Here is a 20,028-nt window from a genome sequence, read left to right on the forward strand (position 1 = left end):
TCATAAATTAAATATCAACTCCAAACTCCTGTACAGACGCGATTAATCGCGTCTCTAACTCCTAACTATAGTTTCCAAACCTTGTACTAATCTTTCTATACCTTCTTTTGCCGTCTCTTTTTGTAGCGCCCCATAGGCAACGCGTAGGTAGCATCCATCATCCATACCAAAGGTTGTACCTGGAATGACTGCTACTTTATGTTCCTGGATTAGTCTTTTAACTAACTCAAAAGCATCCATCTGAGTATTAACCTTGAGGAAAAAATAGAAAGCGCCATTAGCGGGTGTAATGCTACATAAACCTTGTAAGCGGTTAAGGGAGTTTAATACTAATTGCCGCACTTGAGCGATGCCTACGGCGGGCTGCGCCAACGCACCTATATTATTCTGCAAATACTCCTCTTTTGCTTGTAATGCCCCTAAAGCTGCATATTGGGAAATCACTGGCGGACAAATCAAAATCGTATCCTGGACTTTTTTGACAGCAACAAATAAGTGTTTGGGAATCACCATGTAGCCAATGCGCCAACTGGCAAAACCGTATGCTTTGGAAAGGCTAAAGAGAGAAATAGTGTACTTGCTACTATTCCCAAATGCACCAGGGGAAACGTGTTTTACCCCGTTATAGGTAAAGTATTCATAGGCTTCATCGCTAATGTGGTAAATGCCGCGATCGCCACAAATTTGATTTACTTGGCGCAATGCGGCTTCCGAATAAACAACTCCGGTCGGGTTATTCGGGGAAATTGTGACCACAGCCCGTGTTTTGGGAGTAATTGCTTGAGCGATCGCTTCTTTTCGCAATTGATAATTTTCATCTGTCGCCACTAACACTGCACGACAACCAGCCATTGCGATCGCCATTTCGTGGTTGAAATAGTAGGGCGTATTCAGAATAATTTCTTCGCCTGGGTTAGTGATAGCAAGAATGGCATTCATAAATCCCATATTGCTTCCCGCTGTCACGACGATGCAGTTTTCCCCATTGATTTCAATGTTGTTGAAAGCTTGCAGTTTTCCTGCAAGTGCTGTCAACAATGGCGGAATTCCTTCAACTGATTTGTATAAATTATTAGTCGGTTCGGCGAAGAATTTGGGTAAAAATTCTATAGCTTCCGGTGGTGGGTTGTAAGAAACAACACCTTGTCCTAGAGAGATTGTTCCAGGGGAGTTTTTAATCAGTTCCCCAACCACAGGAATAATTGGCGACTGTACCGCCTGCATACGAGAGGTTAGGGATTCCATATTTCTTTGCCACTTACCTAGCTTTAGTATCTCTTAATATGGAAGACATGGAAGGTTTCTCTGTGACAGACTCCCACATTGATGCAAGCATACAGTGTGAGAGTCTCTCACCAAAATGATTAACCAGATTTGCGATTACCCAAAAATTTAGTCAATCGAAATCTGTTGAGGCCCACTCGCTTTGCCGTTATGTGCGTCTGTTGTGGTGATCGTGTAACTATTTGAGCGGATCTGTTGATCCAGCCAGCTTTTAACGGGATCGTCTGCAAGATTCAGCCGAAGCACACCAGAGAATAACCCACCCACAAATGAGACTGGATGCTGGATAAATTCTCTGAATATAGGTGACAATTCATCAATGAACATTAAGAAACTCCTGGCGGTGCCGTAAAAAATTATTACTTCTTAATTGATCGTAACCTGTTGAGCAATATATGGTTGGCAGTAACAAAAAATACAATTAACTGGGTGTAAAGATGAAAGAAATAGCTAAATATTGGAAAACTTGTGCTTCTATGGATAAAACTGTCTTTATTTAAAATACACAGTTACTAATAAAATTTATATGTTACTTAAGTATGAGCTTTACTATCAAATAAAATTGGGCGCGGCTGATTTGGGAAACAGCTTACTTAGAGTTATGCCAAGTTGCGAACTTTTGAGCTTAAACTCGAACAAAAAAATTCCCAACTTATTTAAGAAGTTGGGAATCTGAGCTGCTGCATCTAATTACTACAATGAATCTATAAACTGCTGTAGTTTTTCCAGAAGTGGCTGATGTTCAATTTTCTCTGCTAACTCTTGGGCATTTTGGTAGTACGATCGCGCTATTTTTTTCCGTTTTATTGTAGCGTAAAGGCTTCCCATATTCAGCAAAGTTGAAATTTCTCCCAGACAATCGCCCAGTTGTTGATAAATCACAATGGCTTGTTTGTAGAACTTCATTGCTTGGCGATGCTGTGCCAGGGTGCTGTAGGTAAAACCAATGTTGTGAAGGGTTGTTGCCTCGCCAGAGCGATCGTTGATTGCTTTTCGTGTCAAAAGAACTTGATGGTAGAGCAATAGCGCTTGTTTAGGTTTTCCTAAATCATTATAGACAGAAGCAATATTATTCAAGGTAGTTGCTTCACCAAGCAAATTCTTGAGAGATCGTTGAATTGGAAGTGCTGCTTGAAAAAATTCTAGAGCTTGCTCAAACTTGCCTAAGACATTGTAAGCAAACCCAATGCCATTTAAAGTTGTTGCTTCTCCAGAAAAGTCACCTAATAATCGCCGCATCCTCAAAATTTGGTGTTGTAGCAACAGTGCCCGTTTCGGTTTTCCTAAGTGGGTATAAATTAGTGCTACATCATTAAGAGTAGAAACTTCACTTTGAGTGTCTTGCAATCGCCTAAAGATTGGCAGTGCTTTGTCAAAATATTCCAACGCTTGCCAAAATCCAAACTTTAAAGTTGCAAAATGTAAAGTGAATCATCCGATCGCCATTCTGAACGAGCCAGAGCATAATACACTACATCTAAGTTCTAAAACTGAGCATTTTTCTGGTATTTCAAGCCGCATTTCTCGATCACACGACGCGAAGCTATATGTTCTGGTGCAGTGATGGCGACGATATGATCTAGCTTGACTTCCTCAAAGCCATACCTCAAACTTACCTTTGCGGCTTCGCTGGCAATTCCTTGATTCCAATAAGCTTCGTCTAACCGATAAAGAACTTCGACTTCAGGGCTATTTGGTAAAAAATTCAGCCCACAATGACCAATTAATTTGGCGGTGGCTTTTTCCACTACAGCCCAGACACCAAAACCGTGCTGTTGCCAGTGTGTAATAAAAAATTTTAATATTTCCTGTGTTACTTCTTTGACCTGATCTTTTGGTATCGGCCCTCTGGGTGAATACCTCATAACTGCTGGGTTGCTCAAAATGGGAGCAAGTTCATCCAGGTCTTGAGGAGTATATGGTCTTAGTAGCAGTCTTACAGTTTCTATTTCAGGCATGATATCAGAGCAGGAGGCCAAATACTACTTTAAACAAGCGTATTTTTTTTTTGCAAACATTAATATAATGCTCTTACTATGAGCATCTACCAATCTCTCAAAAAATCTTATACGCAACATCGTCGCAGTGAAAATGACTGGCGGTTGTTTTTGCGTTTAGTGCCTTATGCCCGTCGTAGCGGAGGACTGTTGACGCTGTCGATGTGCCTACTCATACCGATCGCGCTAGCTAATGCCATCCAACCACTGTTGATTGGCCAAACTATCTCCCTAATTCGCAATGAACCAAGCACTTACGAATTTCTCAGGAATCGCCCCTTGTCGCAAGGGCTAAATATCCTGGAGGGATTATTGGTAATTTCGATCGCAATCCGATTGATTTTGACAGGCTACCAGGGTTATCTAGTCCAGAAGTTAGGGCAAGAAATCACCGCAGCAATTCGCCAAGACTTATTCCAGCATGTGACATCTTTAGCTGTACGCTTTTTTGACCGCACGCCCGTAGGTAAATTAATCACCAGAATCACCAGCGATGTGGAAGTGTTAGGTGATGTCTTTTCTACTGGGGCAATTGGCATTGTGTCCAATTTGTTTTCCATGCTGGTGATTTTGGGTTTAATGTTTTCCATCCAATGGCAACTCACTTGCTTGCTGCTATTGATGTTGTTACCAGTTACCTGGTTAATTGTTTACATTCAGCAACAGTACCGCAAAGCCAACTACAAAGGACGGGAAGAACTTTCTACCCTGAACTCACAGCTACAAGAAAATGTCCTCGGCATTAACGTGGTGCAGTTGTTCCGCAGGGAAAAATTCAATGCCAAATTGTTTCGCGCCACGAACAGTCAATACACTCAGCAAATGGATCAAACCATCTTTTATGATTCATTTATTTCAGCAACCTTGGAATGGATTGGTCTGATTGCGATCGCAGCTGTTTTGTTGGTAGGTGGTTGGTTACTATTGGGAAAAAGCTTGACTTTTGGAACTTTATCTGCGTTCATATTGTATGCCCAGCGATTATTTGACCCTTTAAGGGATTTTGCGGAAAAATTTACGGTAATTCAAGCTGGTTTCACTGCCATTGAACGCGTAGGCGATATATTAGATGAACCGATAGAAATCCGCGATCGCGCCAATGTGCGCTTCTCAATATTTGATGCTAAATTCGGCTATATAGATGAGATAGTTGCAAATCTAGAATCCCCAGACCTGACTTCCCCGCCTGAACTGGGAGAAATTCGCTTTGATCACGTCTGGTTTGCTTACAAAAATGATGATTACGTAATTAAAGACTTAGATTTCACCATTCATCCTGGTGAAAAAGTGGCATTAGTCGGCCCCACAGGTGCGGGTAAAACATCAATCATCCGTCTTTTGTGCCGCCTCTACGAACCCACCCAAGGACGCATTCTCATCGATGGTATCGATATTCGGGAGGTACCACAGGCAGAATTGCGGCGCTACATGGCAGTAATTTTCCAAGAAGGCTTTTTGTTTGCTGGCGATGTTAAAAGCAACATTTCTTTAGGAGATGGCTATACTGTTGAACAGATTCAACAAGCAGCAGAGCAAACCAATGTTGCCCAGTTTATAGAAGAACTACCCCAAGGGTATGATACTCAACTTCGAGAACGGGGTACAAATATTTCTAGTGGTCAAAAGCAACTTTTAGCCTTTGCGCGGGCTGCCATTCGCAATCCCCAAATTTTGGTACTAGATGAAGCTACTGCTAGTTTAGATGTTGGCACAGAAGCTTTAGTTCAAGAGGCATTAAACGAGCTTTTGCTCAGACGTACCGCGATTATTATCGCTCACCGCTTGTCTACGATTCGCAATGTAGACCGGATTTTTGTTCTGAAGCGGGGGGAATTAATCGAGCAGGGAAGTCATGAGCAACTACTGCAACAGGGAGGGCTTTACGCTACTTTACATAACTTGCAGATGTTGGGAACTTAGACCAGAGATGGCAAAAACTCACATTTATTACAAAAATGACTTAATTTTGCGGAATATGTAACAGGGTTTGTGTTGACAATAAAGAAAAGCCTTGTTGTGAGGTAGTTAATGAAACTGGATTTACAGAAGTTTTACCAAGCTTGCAACCCTAGCAAGACCTTGGCTGTGGAAAATGCTGAGGATCGAAAGTACTATATTGATTTTTCTTCAGTGCGCGGTGGCAGGATCATTGAGGAGTTAAAGGAGAATATCACATTTTTTTCACCTGAAGGGACTACCTGCGAATTATTTACAGGACACATCGGCTGCGGCAAATCTACAGAATTGCTCAGACTGAAAGCAGAATTAGAGCAAGCAGATTTCCATGTGGTATATTTTGAGTCCAGTCAAGACCTGGAAATGGGTGATGTCGATATCAGTGATATTTTATTGAGCGTAGCTCGCCGAGTTAGTGAAAGTCTCGATAGCTTAGAAAAACTGGAAATTCCTGAACCCCAAGGTCTGAAGAAAATACTTCAAGGAGCCGCTAAACTATTGATGACAGAAGTTGAAGTTTCTGCCGAAGCATCAATTCCTGGCATTGGTAAGGTTTCTGCGAGTACTGAGGGCAAGTTTGCCGCTGAAGCGAAAATTCCAGGTATTGGAGAACTGAAAGCAAATGAGAAAGAAGGAGTATCAGTGGTGGCACTAGGCATTGGCAAGATTACAGCCAAAGCCAAAAATAGCCCTGAACTTCGCAACAAATTAAGAGAATATTTAGGTCATGTTGATAGTGTGACCAGCGTTAGTTTTAGTCCTGACGGTAAGATGATAGCGTCTGGTAGTGCAGACGGCGTGGTGATAATTTGGAATCGGAATGGCAAAAAAATCAAAGATTTTAAAGCCCACGAAAAGAAAATTACTAGCCTTGGTTTTAGTCCCGATAGTCAAAAGTTACTTTCTGCGAGTGAAGATAAAACTCTCAAATTGTGGAGTTTAAAAGGTAAAAAAATTGCCATCTTCAAAGGACATGAAGACGAGATTACTACTTTTAGCTTTAGCCCCAATGGTCAGAAAGTGATTTCTGGGAGTAAGGACACAACTTTAAAACTTTGGAATTTGGACGGCACAGAAATCAAAACCTTCAGGGGACACAAGGATAGCATTAACAGTGTCAACTTTAGCCCCGATGGCAAGATAATTGCTTCTGTTAGTAATGAGATGATGAAATTATGGAGTTTAGATGGTAAAGAAATCAAAACATTGAATGACGGAGGTCAGATCGTCAGTTTTAGCCCTGATGGTCAAACTATTGTTGTACAAAATAGTGTTTATATTACACTAAGGCGTCGTGACGGCTCTCTCCTTAAGTTGCTTCGTTTTCCGTATAGTCCGTATAGTAGGAGTAAAAGTTTAGTTTTTAGCCGTGACGGTCAGACTATTTACATCACTAGCTTCTCCAGGCAAATTATATACGCATCAATTTTACAGATTGACACTGGAAACACATTTGACTTTGATTTGACAGGACATAGAAATACAGTTACTACTGTTAGCATCAGCCCAGATGGTAAAATGCTTGCTTCTGGAAGTGAGGACAAAACTGTAAAACTTTGGAGTCTGGAAAGCAGAAAGTTCCAAACCTCTAAGAGAAATGATGTTAATGAGGTTAATGAGGTTAGTTTCAGTCCCAATGGTCAGATAGTTTCCTCTGTTAATAATAGTGAAGTAAAACTTTGGGAGCGTGATGGCACTCTGAAGATAACCTTGCCAGAAAATAAATCGAAAATTAGTTTCAGTGCCGATAGTCAAAAATTAGTTTCTGCCAGTCAGCTTAATACATTGCAACTTTGGCAGCAGGATGGTACTTTTATCAAAAGTTACCAAGGTAAATTTCTTGATGGTAGTTTCAGCCTCGATGGACGAACAATTGCTGTAGTAAGAAATAATAATACTGTAGAACTATCCTCAAGTGATGGCAAGTTGATTAAAATTCTCTCAGGTCATAAAGATAAGGTATATCAGATTAGCTTCAGTCCAAATGGAGAAATTATTGCCACAGCTAGTGAAGATAAAACTATTAAACTCTGGCGACTGGATGGAACACTTATTACCAGTCTTAATGACCTTAATAAAGTATCTAATATTAGCTTCAGTCCAGATGAAAAAACTCTTGTCACAGCTAGTGAGAATAAGACTATTAAATTTTGGCACGTGAATGGAAAACTTATTACCAGCTTGAATGGTGATATCCAAAATATCGGTTTCAGTCGTAATAGCAAAACGTTGGCTATTTTGGACAGCGATAACACTGTAAAATTTATAGGGAGGGATGGTAAATTAATTAAGAGTCTGAAATATGATCAGGAAATGTCAGTAAATTTTAGCCCTGATGGGGAGATAATAGCTATTAACAATTCAGAGCCAAATGAAGCTGAGGGGACACTAGAATTATGGCGCATGGATGGCACTTTCCTGGCAAAGCTTCAGAACAAGGACAAAAGCCCCTATATCAGAGTCTCAGGTTTTACCCCTGATAGTCAGATAATAGTTAGTTTTAATTATTATGATAATATACTATATTTTTGGAAGCGTAATGGCTCTCTTATATCAATTTTTAATAAAACTCTAAAAAGTTTAAGTCATGATTATCAGACTTTGGTCACTGTTGAAGGTGATAATAAATTAAACCTTTGGAAGCGTGATGGCACACAAATTAGAACTATTCAAGTAAAAAGTGAAAAAGTAAATTTGAGCAATAATGATTCATTCAATGTTAGGTTCAGCCCAGACGGTCAAATATTAGTTATATACACAGATTTTGGTAACGTAGAACTCTGGCGGATTGACGGGACTTTCCTCAAAACTTTCCCGTGTCTTTCTGATAAAAGTATTGAGCAGTTTGGTGATGATACTTTTTGCAATAAAAAGCCCATTCTAAGTTTCAGTTCAGATAGTCAAACCCTAGCTATCCGCACTAATAATAATAAAGTGCAATTCTGGGGAATTAATAGTAAGACGAAGGCAGAAGTAAAACTTTTAAATACTATTAATGGAGAAAATAATCGATTTGAAAAGATAGAAACTATCCCTAATAGCAATAAAATAGCAATTTCTTGGAGTTATGACGTACTAAAACTCTGGCAGCTTCCCGAACAATCAGGCAAGCAACCTCAACTATTAAAGACTTTGCCAGGGCATAAAAATTGGGTAAACAGTTTGAGTATCAGCCCCAAAAATGGGATGATTGCTTCAGCAAGTGATGACAACACTGTGAAAGTTTGGCGGCGTGATGGTACTCTTTTCTATACTTTCACTGGACATAAAAATAAGGTTAACAGTGTAAGTTTTAGCCCAGATGGTAAACTAATTGCATCAGCGAGTGATGATAAAACTGTCAAAGTCTGGCAACCCGATGGCAAAGTAATTAAATCTTTTGAGGAGCATGGTAACAAGGTAACAAGTGTAAGTTTCAGCCCAGATAATAAAACTATTGCCTCAGCCAGTCAAGATAACACCATAAAACTCTGGAGTGTAGATAGCAAAAATAATAAAAGTTTAGCAACTTTAAGCGGTGATGAGCCGATTACCAGCGTCAGTTTCAGCCCAGATGGCAAGATGATTGCTTCAGCTGGGGGGACAAAAGTGAAACTCTGGAGCATTGATGGTACTTTACTGTCAACTTACGATCGCTTTGGTAGCAATGATGTCAGTTTTAGTCCAGATGGTAAGAGTATTGCATCTGGCGGTGATGAAATTTCGGTTTGGGATTTTGACTTAAATCAACTTCTCAAACGCGGTTGTGATGTGGCACATGATTATTTGAAGAATAACCCGAAAGCAGAAAGCGATCGCTATCTCTGTGACGACATCTACAACCAAAAGTGAAAGAGCAATTTTAGAGTATAATCAGTGCGATCGCATTTTAATGGTAAGACTGCGATCGCATTTAGCAAGGTAAGTGTTCGATATACAACACTACTGGCACTTTCAGAAAACCTGTAGACGTGCTGAAATCATCTATCTCCAGGGTGCGATCGCTAGTTCGCAACTATCCATTTAGCAACCATGCTCCGACGTTCTTCCTTAATTTATTTTACCCAGATCATTGTAAGTTTTGATCTCTCAATTAACTAGACAAGGAGCCAGACAAGCCAAGGGGCTTTTGCCCCTTGTTAAAGGTAGGCAAACTGACGCCACAGTGTACTAGATACCCATCTGACCTACCACTTTTGGCGCATCCACCCGTAGACTCATCTGCTCACAACGCACAGTTAACCAAGGCTGACCTAAACCTATTCCAGAAAAAGGACTTTCGGCGGGGATTTCTAACTTAGAACTAATCAAACCTAATACAGACTCAAATTCAGCAGGGAATATTAGCAAATCAGCACCCTTGGCGCTGAAAGTAGAGGCACTTAACCATTGTCGCCATGCCAAGCTCTGCCGATTATAGCTAAGACTACACAGCTTCCGGTTTTCCTGATGCACAGTAACACGCTCTCCTTGTTCCCAGGTAAACTCAGCTGGTTCCTTCGGTAGTCCCCAAATTTCTCGACCACCAGCCACTGAATCAGCATTATCTACATAAATGTGAGAAATCCAAGCGCCGATTTTGCTCTGGTAATTAACCAAAGCGGGGGCAATAATTAACTCACTGTACTCCAGTACCGAGCCTGACCGGTAATTAGATAAATACACGCTAGCGAGGGTTTTACCAGGCCATACAGAAAGAATTTTTAACTCTAAGGGAATCAAGGGGCGCACTCGGTCAATATTTACCAAATGCAGAGTTTGGATAGCGTAGCCTTGAAGTGTCCAAGGTGCTTGTGGATATGGCATAGAACGATTTTAGATTTTAAATTTTGGATTTTGGATTGAGAAAGTAAAAAGTACAAATTTTTACTTTTGCTTTTTATCCTTTAACTTTTGCTCTACTTATCACCCATAGGACTTACGCAGACTCTACGATTTCTTCTCTTCTGTGCCAGACCAGAGGCGTTCACGTAGTGTCTCCAAGAGTTGGGCCTTGGCGGTTCGAGAAATTAAGCTTTTTGGCGATTTTTGTGTAAGTTCTAATCCATTTAGGACTTACGCAGCCTCTACGATTCTTCTCTACGAGACGCTGCGCGTTGGCAAAGCCTCTCGCAGAGAAGGTGGTTCGAGAAATTAAGCTTTTTGGCGATTTTTGCGTAAGTCCTACCATTATCTATTAGCAAATCGGCACATAAAAAAATCCCCACCCAGACATTTGCCTGGGTGGGAAATATGAGGTGGGACAAAATAATCTTCCCAAAAGAGGTAGGGGAATTATTTGCTCTCTGTAAAATCAGCGTCAATCACATCGTCGCCGCTACCAGAGCTAGATGTGGAACCGCTATCTTGAGGTTCAGTCCCTGGTGTAGCACCGCCACCAGCTTGTTGATAGATATTGCTACCAACAGCGAATAGCGCTTGTTGCAATTCTGGAGTGAGCTTCTTGATTTGCTCATCGTCGTCTTTAGCAACTGCTTCCCGCACTTCTTTCACCAAACCTTCGACTTTGGTCTTATCAGCAGCGGGAACTTTATCGCCCAATTCTTGTAGCTGCTTCTCGGCTTGGTATGCTAAGGAGTCGGCTTGGTTCTTGCGTTCAATCTTCTCACGCCGTTCTTTGTCAGATGAAGCGTTTTGTTCAGCTTCTCTTACCATCCGGTCAACGTCAGTTTTATCCAGGGTGGAAGCACCAGTTATACTGATGGACTGTTCTTTAGCAGTACCCTTGTCCTTAGCGGTGACGTTAAGGATACCGTTGGCATCAATGTCGAACACCACTTCAATTTGAGGAACACCACGTGGTGCAGCAGGAATACCATCGAGGCGGAAGGTTCCCAAGCTCTTGTTATCGTTAGAGAATTCGCGTTCACCTTGGAGGACGTGAATTTCTACGTTGGTTTGACCATCCACTGCGGTGGAGAAGACTTCAGATTTTTTGGTGGGAATTGTCGTGTTGCGGGGGATAATTTTGGTCATCACGCCGCCTAAGGTTTCTACACCCAAAGATAGCGGTGTCACATCTAACAGCAAGATGCCAGTTACATCACCAGCCAGTACCCCGGCTTGAATGGCTGCACCAACTGCTACGACTTCATCAGGGTTGACGCTTTGGTTGGGGTCTTTACCCAATACCTGCTTCACAATCTGTTGGACTGCGGGAATGCGGGTAGAACCACCAACTAACACCACTTCATCAATATCGCCTTTGTTTAACTTGGCATCCCGAAGAGCGTTTTGCACAGGAATACGGCAACGGTCAATTAAGTCAGAGCAAAGTTCTTCAAACTGGGCGCGAGTCAGGGTTGTATCCAGGTGCTTGGGCCCATCCTGGGTAGCGGTGATAAATGGCAGGTTCATTTCTGCTTGGGTAACGCTAGAAAGCTCAATTTTGGCTTTTTCTGCGGCTTCCGTCAGACGCTGTAAGGCTTGTTTGTCTTTCCGCAGCTCAATGCCTTCGGCTTTCTTGAACTTCTCAGCTAAGAAGTCAACTATTTTTTTATCGAAGTCGTCACCGCCAAGGTGGGTATCACCAGATGTGGCTAGTACTTCAAATACTCCATCTCCTACTTCCAGCACAGATACGTCGAAGGTACCACCACCAAGGTCAAAAACGAGAATGGTTTCGTTACTCTTCTTGTCAAATCCATATGCCAGAGAAGCAGCGGTAGGCTCGTTGATAATCCGCAGAACTTCAATACCTGCAATTTTACCAGCGTCTTTTGTCGCTTGCCGTTGGGAGTCGTTAAAGTATGCCGGAACGGTGATTACAGCTTGGGTTACGGTTTCGCCCAGGTATTTGCTGGCATCTTCAACTAGTTTGCGAAGAACTTTTGCAGAAATTTCTTCCGGAGCAAACGGTTTACCAACTATAGGACAATCTAATTTAACATTGCCGTTGCTGCTGAGGACTTTGTAAGAAACTTCCGTAGCTTCGTTACTAACTTCGTCGTAGCGGCGTCCGATAAAGCGTTTGACTGAGTAAAACGTATTTTCGGGGTTCATCACCGCTTGGCGTTTGGCGATTTGACCAACCAAGTTGTCACCATTTTTCGCAAATGCGACCACTGATGGCGTTGTCCGAAAACCTTCAGCATTAGCAATTACTGTGGGTTTACCACCTTCCATCACTGCCACGCAGGAGTTCGTTGTTCCTAAGTCAATTCCAACTACTTTTGCCATTTTTAGGTGCTGGCTCCGTATAACTACAAATGAATGAATGAGAATATAAAGGACTAAATTTTGAACCAACAGGGTCAATAAATCAGCCAGTTCAGCATGAAGACCTTTGGTTTGGCTTTCCTGGGGTTAAAACTCCAGACTATGCTGATATATATACTGAAGCTTAGTGGTAGCCAGTCCATGAAGGGTGGTTTCCCGAACCTTGCTTAGGACGGTTAAACTAACTAAATAGTTTTTTTAGTTGGTTCATGGATTGATTTCCTTCTCTTTGTCTAATGTATGAGAATTAATACTTTCAGTAATTAGGGTGAACCGTAACGGCAGAGTGGTGTTTGCCGTCTTTAGAGGTAATAAATTACAAAAGCACTGAGGATAGAACGAGATTAAAAGGCGCGATCGCTTTCTTAATTACGTATAATCGGCAATATTTGGGGATTGGGCATGGGGCACTTGTACTGAGCTTGTCCTGAGCGTAGCCTCTCCAAGAGTTGTATGGGGCATTGGATAAAATATTACTCAGCACTGGCTCAACCATAGCTATCCGCTAACAGCACTCACTCAAGCCTAGAGAAAAGAGTTTCCCAATCAATCACAGGTGGTCTTTGTCCTTGGTTGACGAGTTCAAAAATTTTCCTAGCACTACTTGGCTGAAAAAGGCATTCCACACAAGCGCTGGCTACGTCAATCCGGCTGGCATCACCCGAAAGTGTATCCCCTGTACCTACTACCACACCGTATTTACCCCCTGTTTTTGCCTTCAGGAGGGTATTGAGGTCGTATGAGGTATAGGGACCGTCAATGAGGCGTCCTGCGCGGATAACAGTGTAGGGTAATCCAGAATTAATAATGGACTCCTCGCCCTTTTGTTTGGCATCCAAGACGCCAAAAGCATTAAGAATACTAAAAGGAAACTTATCTTTACGGAGAATCCCACAAGAAGAGACGAAAACGAATCGCTTCAAATTCCGGGGTGCTGCTGCCACTAGGTTGCTTACACCTTGGGCATCGACCTTTGCCGGACTATTCTTTGCCTTTGCCTGACTAGATTGGGGGTTAAGAAAAATTGTTCCCCATTCAAGCAAGTTCGGGGATTGGTCAAACTCCCATTTCGTAGAAGGAAAGGCAGTGGTTCCAGTACAATTTATGATGTGGGTGACATCTGGCATTGCGGCTGGCAGTGTAGCTGGCTGGCGGATGTCACCAACGGCAATTTCCACTCTCTGGTTAAACATCTCTTCAGCTTTTGCAGCATTGCGTGTCAGCACGCGAACTTTCAAACCCTTTTCTAGCAGCTTGCCTACCACCAGTTGCCCCACTCCACCAGTGGCACCAGCAACTAGTACCAAATCTTTAACTGAAGTTTCAAAAGAAGTCATAAAGTGTTTTTGAGATAGTCTATTGCTAATTTACTAAAAAATGCGATGTCTACGACGGGCACAGCTGCGGCACATCGCAAAAATAGACCCAGATTAAAAATTTTGCTAATGGCTGTTAATTCTGTAGCTTACAGGCTGACAACTGGGAATTTTAGAATCAGGGCAAACTCCCTAAAACTAAATCAGCACAGTAGCCAGCACTTGAGGTTTCGAGCAAGCAATGAAAATTAGCCAAAAATTAATTTCGGGTATTCTAGGAATGGCTACTCTCTCAGGAACTATTGGTGCAATTAGTGCCAATCAGCAATTAAATATAGCTAAGTATCTTGCTGAACAAGAGGCTGAAGAAGTTGCTGGACTACTGGGATATTTCATAAGTCATGAGCTTGAGTCCCAGAATATGCGATCGCGAGATCAGATGCTAGCCCAGTTGCAAGAGAATGTTCAAGCACTACACAAGCAACGTCAACGTGATCTGGAGATTGTAGACCGCAATAAAATTATTCTGGCAGATGTAGTTTCGGAAGACATCGGTACGCGATTAGATCACGATCGCAATAATGAAGTTGGTAAAACTATTCACGATGGTATACCAAGAACCTATGTTGAGACCAGTTCTGAATACCCAAAGGGGATTCAATTGATTGCTGTTGCTTTTAAGACTAGCAACGGTGAAACGATTGGTGCAGTAATTTTGGAATATACACCACTTTACAAAGCAGCGCTAGCAACAGCCCATAAAAATATTGTTGTCACGTCGGTTATTAGTTTGGGATGTGGCATACTGGCATTATCAGCAGGCTATTTAATCTCTAGAAGCATCTCAAAACCGATTAAACAACTCCAGCAAGCTGTGGTGAATCTGGCTGAAGGTAAACTGGATACCAGAGTTAGTATTCGCTCCCAGGATGAGATTGGTGAGTTAGCTACCTCGTTCAACAAAATGGCGGACGATCTGCAACATTCCAGAGATGAGTTGGTCAATGCTAACGAACAATTACGAGACGAAATTACCGAGCGCCAGCAGGCAGAAGCAGAGCTTCAGCAAGCTCTAAAAAACCTGCAAAAAACTCAAATCCAATTAATTCAATCAGAAAAAATGTCGAGTCTGGGTCAACTAGTGGCGGGAGTTGCCCATGAAATCAACAATCCGGTTAATTTTATCTACGGCAACCTCCAACACGCTGATGATTACACTCAACAGCTGCTGCAATTAATTAAGCTTTATCAAAATTATTATCCCTACCCAGAGCCAGAAATTAAAAGTGCTAACGAAGAAGCAGATATTGAGTACCTAACAGAAGATTTACCTAAAATATTAACCTCAATGAAGATGGGGGCTAGACGCATCCGGGAAATTGTCTTCAGTCTACGAATTTTCTCTCGTTTGGATGAAGCTGAATTTAAAACAGCTGATCTCCATGAAGGAATCGACAGTACACTGTTAATTTTGCAACACCGAATCAAAGCACAAAATAATCGCCCTCAAATTCAAGTAGTCAAAGAATATGGTGAAATTCCTCAAATCCAGTGTTTTGCAGGGCAAATGAATCAGGTATTTATGAACCTCTTGGCAAATGCAATCGATGCTTTAGAAGAGGGTTTCCAAAAAGAACTCTGTCCAAATCCCTTGATTCGTATTTTTTCTGAACAGGTAAATGAAAATGCCGTGATTCGGATTGCTGATAATGGAGCAGGAATTCCAGAAGAAATCCAGTCGCGTTTATTTGACCCTTTTTTCACCACGAAACCAATTGGTAAAGGGACTGGTATGGGATTATCAATCAGCTACCAGATAATTACTGAAAAGCATGGTGGATCTTTGCAATGCATTTCATTACCGGGACAGGGTGCAGAGTTTGTAATTGCAATCCCGATTCGAGTCGGGAAATCAGCACAATTATCAATCAGCGATCGCCATGATCGGGTAACAGGGTAAGTGCAAGTGTTTTTCAGCCCATAATATAACTGCGTAGGCGTAGCCCGTCGTAGACATCGCACTTAGAGGGGAAATTGCGCTCGAATTGTTCGGTTCTACCACTGTCATCAGTACACAAATAGCTATAACCTCTTAAGTAGTAGTGAAATGTCTACCTAGACGCTGTTAGTCGCTCTTGAATTAAGGGGTGAAAACCTGTGTACGAATGGATATTGCCAAGCCTGAGCGAAATCTTGGCTGAAAATCAATCAAGTGTAGCTGAATCTTCACCTGCTAAAGCAGACCGGCAGTGGCGTGTCAGCCTCGCAGCGACAGAACATTTGCTATTAAATACTTTAGCAGGTGGTTCAAGAAACATAACCCAAGGATTAGTTTTAGCTGCACCAGCACCCTTATTTAGTCAGCCAAAACTGACTCAAAGTTTACAGACTGTAACTTTTACGGCCAAACCATTTAACCCCTTGGCACTAATGCCATTTCAGATGCCAGATGCGATGCCTGCGGCGGACTACATCAACGCGTCTGTAAATGAAGAAATTGCTCCCCATGAATCAGTACTTCCTTTATTACCTGCCGATCCGCTAGGGGCAGAACAGTTTTGCTTAGTTTTCACAGATAAATTTAGATTAGTACTAGTTTTAGCGACACACAAAAACGGTAAAAAAACCTTTTCATTTTCTTTTGAGCCAGAAGTAGTGCAGCAGGCTTGGCGATCGCTAGGAGCAAGGGTAATGCTGGCTAATCCAGAATTTTTTGCCCGCCTGGATGCATTAGTCCAACAGTATTCCCCGGTAGCACCAGATTGCCGTGTCGTGCTTGAGTTTAGCCAATTGTTGCTTCAGGAATTAACAGAAGTAGAAGAGACTAGGGACTCTTTACTAGGGACTGGGGAAGAAGCTCTTGAGCAGGGGAGCAGAGTTTTCCCTAATGCCCAATCCCCAAATCCTGATGTGGAATTGCTCCAAGCCTTCGCTCACGAAGTCCGCACACCTTTAACAACTATTCGCACCATGACTCGTTTGCTGCTGAAGCGGCGAGACTTAGATGGCAGCGTGATTAATCGCTTAAAAATTATCGATCACGAGTGTACCGAGCAAATTGACCGCATGGAGTTGCTGTTTAAGGCAGCAGAACTGGAAACTACTGCCTCAGTAAAATCCTCAAAAACTCAACTCACGCCGATGTCTTTAGATCAGGTGTTGCAACAGAGCATTCCCCGTTGGGAACAAGCAGCGCATCGGCGGAACTTAACTTTAAATGTTATTTTACCCCAGCAATTACCAACAGTGGTAAGCAATCCCACGATGCTGGATCAGGTACTCAGTGGGTTGATAGAGAATTTCACTCGCAGCTTACCTGCTGGTAGCCATATTCAAGTACAAGTTATTCCGGCTGGAGATCAACTGAAGTTACAATTATCGCCCCAATTCAGGTGCAAAGATTCCAATAAAGCTGCCACACCTGGAACGCCACCAATTCGCAAAGCACTTGGTCAATTGCTGATGTTCCAACCAGAAACGGGTACGATTAGTTTGAATATCGCCGCAACCAAGCATTTGTTTCAGGCGATCGGTGGCAAACTGATTGTACGCCAGCGTCCACATTATGGGGAAGTTTTGACGATTTTCCTGCCTTTAGAAGTTAGCAATAAGCACAAGTCAGGAACTAAAAGCTAGGAGTCAATCAATTTTGGATTTTGGACTTCGGCTACGCTCAGTATTAAAGTGAAATGGTGTAACCCGTCGAACTCACGTTAATTTCTGCGAACACAATAGACCCGTCGAACTTACGTTAAATTAAATAGTAATTAAATTTCTCTGACTTGCCATATGTAAAAATAGATGCCAAAAATGGATGTAAATTCTGGCTAGGAGCCAAGCATACATTATTTGCAAAAATCAAAAGGAAAATATGGCAAGTTTTGAAGTAATTGAACGAGAAAGTTTACGTTTAGTCAAGGTAACTTTGCAAAACGAAACAGTCAGGACTGAATCTGGTGCTATGTACTATATACGTGGTAACATCCAGATGAAATCTAAAGCCCCTTCAGCAGGTGGGTTTTTAAAATCCCTAGCCACGGGAGAAAACATTTTCCGTCCTACATATACAGGTACAGGTGAATTATATTTAGAGCCTTCTTTATCGGGATATCACATCCTAGAATTAGACGGTAGTGAATGGATTTTAGATAGTGGCGCTTATTGGGCTAGTGATAGTACCGTAGAAGTAGGAATTGAACAAAATAAATTTTTATCAGGCTTAGTTGGTGGCGAGGGCTTGTTTCAAACAAAAGTTAAAGGCAGGGGTACAGTGGTGATGGTAGCACAAGGCCCTGTAGAAGTAATAAATTTACGAAATGACCGATTAGTCGTCGATGGAAATTTTGCAATCGCTCGTACAAATACCTTAACTTATCGCGTTGAAAAAGCTACCAAATCTTTTTTAGGTTCAATGGCTTCTGGTGAGTTTCTCGTCAATAGTTTTGAGGGAACTGGTACTGTATTGCTAACTCCTGTACCTTATTGGCAAGTCATGATGCTCCGCCAAATTTCTGCCGCGCTACCAAAAACTTGTAGCTAAGAATCATTAGTAAGCTTGGGAAAACAAGGAATTAAAAACTAATTATTCACAATTCAACTAATTAGATTTTTTTAAAATTTTAATTCCTTTTATTAACTTTCTGAGCCAGAGAGATTATGCCAAAGTTTGTGATGCTGTTTTCTAGTTAATTTTAGATAAAGGCAAAATTGGATAGCACCACAAAGTTAACTCAGGGGATAATCATAACTCATCACTCATTTTCTATTGCGATCGCTCTTGAGGTATTGCCAACAGTTGCCAGTTGCACTGTAAATGTGGAACCTTCATATAATTTACTTTTTACAGAAATAGATCCGCCACAGCGCAGCAGCAATTGCTGTACAATTGTTAACCCCAACCCAGCACCTCCATAATTTTCAGTTGCTGCTGTACGCACCCGATAAAACCGGTCAAAGATTTTGGGAATTTCGTTTTCAGCAATACCGATACCTGTGTCGCGGAATTCTAATTGGACATAATCGCCTTGAATCCGGGCACGCACCCATACTTGACCTCCATTGGGAGTAAACTTAATGCTGTTGTGCAGCAGATTAATCACAATCTGCCTCAGCCCACCACTCACACACCAAATAGATGGAAGTTCAGTGGGTACGGTGTAGGCTACCATGATCCCTTTTTCTTGGGCTACAGGTTGGTAGGTACTGACTACTCCAGGTACAATATCTGAGAGCCGCACTGACTCTAAAGCCGTCCCTTCTAAATTACGTTCCATCTGCACCAGTTCCAATAAACCAGTAATTAGGGAATTTTGGTGATCGCACTGGGTATTTAACATCTGTAAATAACGTTGTCGCTGCGGGGGTTTGAGATTAGGGGAATTCAATAACGAAAGTGCTGTCTTCATATGCGTCAGGGGTGTACGCAGTTCGTGACATAGATTATTCAGATATTCATCTTGGAGTTGGTCTTTGTTGTGCAATTCTTGATTTAGCTGCTGCAACTTGGTAGTGCGGGCTGTGATGATTTGACGATTAATTTCATCTTGTCGCAGGAGTTGTTTTGTAAACAGTTGATTCATCAGTGCGGCTTGGGGCGCAGTTGGACAAATAAAATCAATCGGTATTGGGGATGATTCTGGCGCAATCGCTTGTTGGATACCATTTAATATTTGCTGAATTACTCTCCCCTCGACAGTAGTTATAATTAGCAACGGCTGGTTTTTATTAGTATTTACCTTCCCCGATGTCTGATTTTTGCGTTTTTTAAGTGGTCGATAAGCCAAAATTAAACTGCAAAACTGGGGCGATAACACCATCAGAAAGTTTTCGCGTCGCAGTTGGCTATCTGGTGGTAGGTGAACGGGGACATCATAAGGGGATGAAGGGGTATTTTCTTCCCCTGCTTCCCCATCTCTCCCTTTCCCACTCTCGTCAATCTGGCAAGTATAAATGAAACTAGATGCACCTACGGAGGATTGATAACGCGCTAATTCTGATTGCCAAATTTTTTCTGGTGGTAGCTTCACCCATAAAGTGGCTGCAATTTGCTGCTCAATTAGTAAGTCAATTTGTGCTCTCACCAGTGATAGCAGAGTAGCAGGACTGAGCGACAATGGTTTTGGAGGCACTTGCACTCCCATAACCAGTTGATAAACAGACAGATCCTTAGCTAGAGAAACGTTCATGAGTCAAGCACAAAAAGGATGAAGCAAGAAATAATTCTGTCTTCGATTTTCACCTTTATGTGTGCATTTTTTACAAAATCTGCATGGAAAAAA

General features: G+C 42.0%; 12 protein-coding genes and 1 pseudogene. 5 read left to right on the top strand and 8 right to left on the bottom strand.

Translation table 11 applies throughout. The features are described 5' to 3' along the window. Window positions 1–54 precede the first annotated feature (54 nt). The 4 genes and pseudogenes from V7K49_RS29295 to V7K49_RS29310 form a co-directional block, all read right to left on the bottom strand. The gene (locus V7K49_RS29295) at window positions 55–1,245 is read right to left on the bottom strand and encodes a pyridoxal phosphate-dependent aminotransferase (RefSeq protein WP_335208757.1); all 1,191 of its coding nucleotides are present in this window, start codon (window positions 1,243–1,245) and stop codon (window positions 55–57) included. A 147-nt stretch (window positions 1,246–1,392) separates the two neighbouring features. Next, window positions 1,393–1,611, bottom strand: a complete 219-nt coding sequence (locus V7K49_RS29300) for a hypothetical protein (protein ID WP_334870463.1) — start codon at window positions 1,609–1,611, stop codon at window positions 1,393–1,395. Between the two features lie 366 nt (window positions 1,612–1,977). Next, a pseudogene (locus V7K49_RS29305) lies at window positions 1,978–2,676 on the bottom strand (tetratricopeptide repeat protein); the annotation flags it as partial. 92 nt (window positions 2,677–2,768) lie between these two features. After that, the gene (locus tag V7K49_RS29310; protein WP_334870465.1) at window positions 2,769–3,242 is read right to left on the bottom strand and encodes a GNAT family N-acetyltransferase; all 474 of its coding nucleotides are present in this window, start codon (window positions 3,240–3,242) and stop codon (window positions 2,769–2,771) included. A 78-nt stretch (window positions 3,243–3,320) separates the two neighbouring features. On the opposite strand from V7K49_RS29310, the gene V7K49_RS29315 reads away from it, so the two are divergent. Both V7K49_RS29315 and V7K49_RS29320 read left to right on the top strand, forming a co-directional pair. Continuing rightward, window positions 3,321–5,201, top strand: a complete 1,881-nt coding sequence (locus V7K49_RS29315; protein ID WP_335208758.1) for an ABC transporter ATP-binding protein — start codon at window positions 3,321–3,323, stop codon at window positions 5,199–5,201. A 108-nt stretch (window positions 5,202–5,309) separates the two neighbouring features. Next, window positions 5,310–9,068 (top strand): hypothetical protein, encoded by a 3,759-nt coding sequence (locus V7K49_RS29320; protein ID WP_335208759.1) that lies wholly within the window; start codon window positions 5,310–5,312, stop codon window positions 9,066–9,068. Window positions 9,069–9,386: 318 nt separating this feature from the next. On the opposite strand, the gene V7K49_RS29325 is transcribed toward V7K49_RS29320, so the two are convergent. From V7K49_RS29325 to V7K49_RS29335, 3 genes are all read right to left on the bottom strand, one after another. Further along, complete coding sequence (locus tag V7K49_RS29325) at window positions 9,387–10,022, bottom strand: acetoacetate decarboxylase family protein (RefSeq protein ID WP_335208760.1); 636 nt, start codon at window positions 10,020–10,022, stop codon at window positions 9,387–9,389. Window positions 10,023–10,490: 468 nt separating this feature from the next. Beyond that, complete coding sequence (gene dnaK / locus V7K49_RS29330; RefSeq protein ID WP_334976361.1) at window positions 10,491–12,395, bottom strand: molecular chaperone DnaK; 1,905 nt, start codon at window positions 12,393–12,395, stop codon at window positions 10,491–10,493. 554 nt (window positions 12,396–12,949) lie between these two features. Beyond that, window positions 12,950–13,771 (bottom strand): SDR family oxidoreductase, encoded by an 822-nt coding sequence (locus tag V7K49_RS29335; protein WP_298908346.1) that lies wholly within the window; start codon window positions 13,769–13,771, stop codon window positions 12,950–12,952. A gap of 220 nt (window positions 13,772–13,991) precedes the next feature. On the opposite strand from V7K49_RS29335, the gene V7K49_RS29340 reads away from it, so the two are divergent. From V7K49_RS29340 to V7K49_RS29350, 3 genes are all read left to right on the top strand, one after another. Next, complete coding sequence (locus V7K49_RS29340) at window positions 13,992–15,710, top strand: sensor histidine kinase (RefSeq protein WP_335208761.1); 1,719 nt, start codon at window positions 13,992–13,994, stop codon at window positions 15,708–15,710. A gap of 197 nt (window positions 15,711–15,907) precedes the next feature. After that, window positions 15,908–17,386, top strand: a complete 1,479-nt coding sequence (locus V7K49_RS29345) for a sensor histidine kinase (RefSeq protein ID WP_335208762.1) — start codon at window positions 15,908–15,910, stop codon at window positions 17,384–17,386. A gap of 235 nt (window positions 17,387–17,621) precedes the next feature. Next, window positions 17,622–18,290 (top strand): AIM24 family protein, encoded by a 669-nt coding sequence (locus V7K49_RS29350; RefSeq protein ID WP_335208764.1) that lies wholly within the window; start codon window positions 17,622–17,624, stop codon window positions 18,288–18,290. A 211-nt stretch (window positions 18,291–18,501) separates the two neighbouring features. On the opposite strand, the gene V7K49_RS29355 is transcribed toward V7K49_RS29350, so the two are convergent. After that, window positions 18,502–19,935 carry a DICT sensory domain-containing protein gene (locus tag V7K49_RS29355; protein ID WP_334870486.1) on the bottom strand — a complete coding sequence of 478 codons (1,434 nt, stop codon included), beginning with the start codon at window positions 19,933–19,935 and terminating at the stop codon, window positions 18,502–18,504. Window positions 19,936–20,028 lie beyond the last annotated feature (93 nt).

It is taken from the genome of Nostoc sp. (assembly GCF_036919675.1).
In the GTDB taxonomy this organism is placed as follows: domain Bacteria; phylum Cyanobacteriota; class Cyanobacteriia; order Cyanobacteriales; family Nostocaceae; genus Nostoc.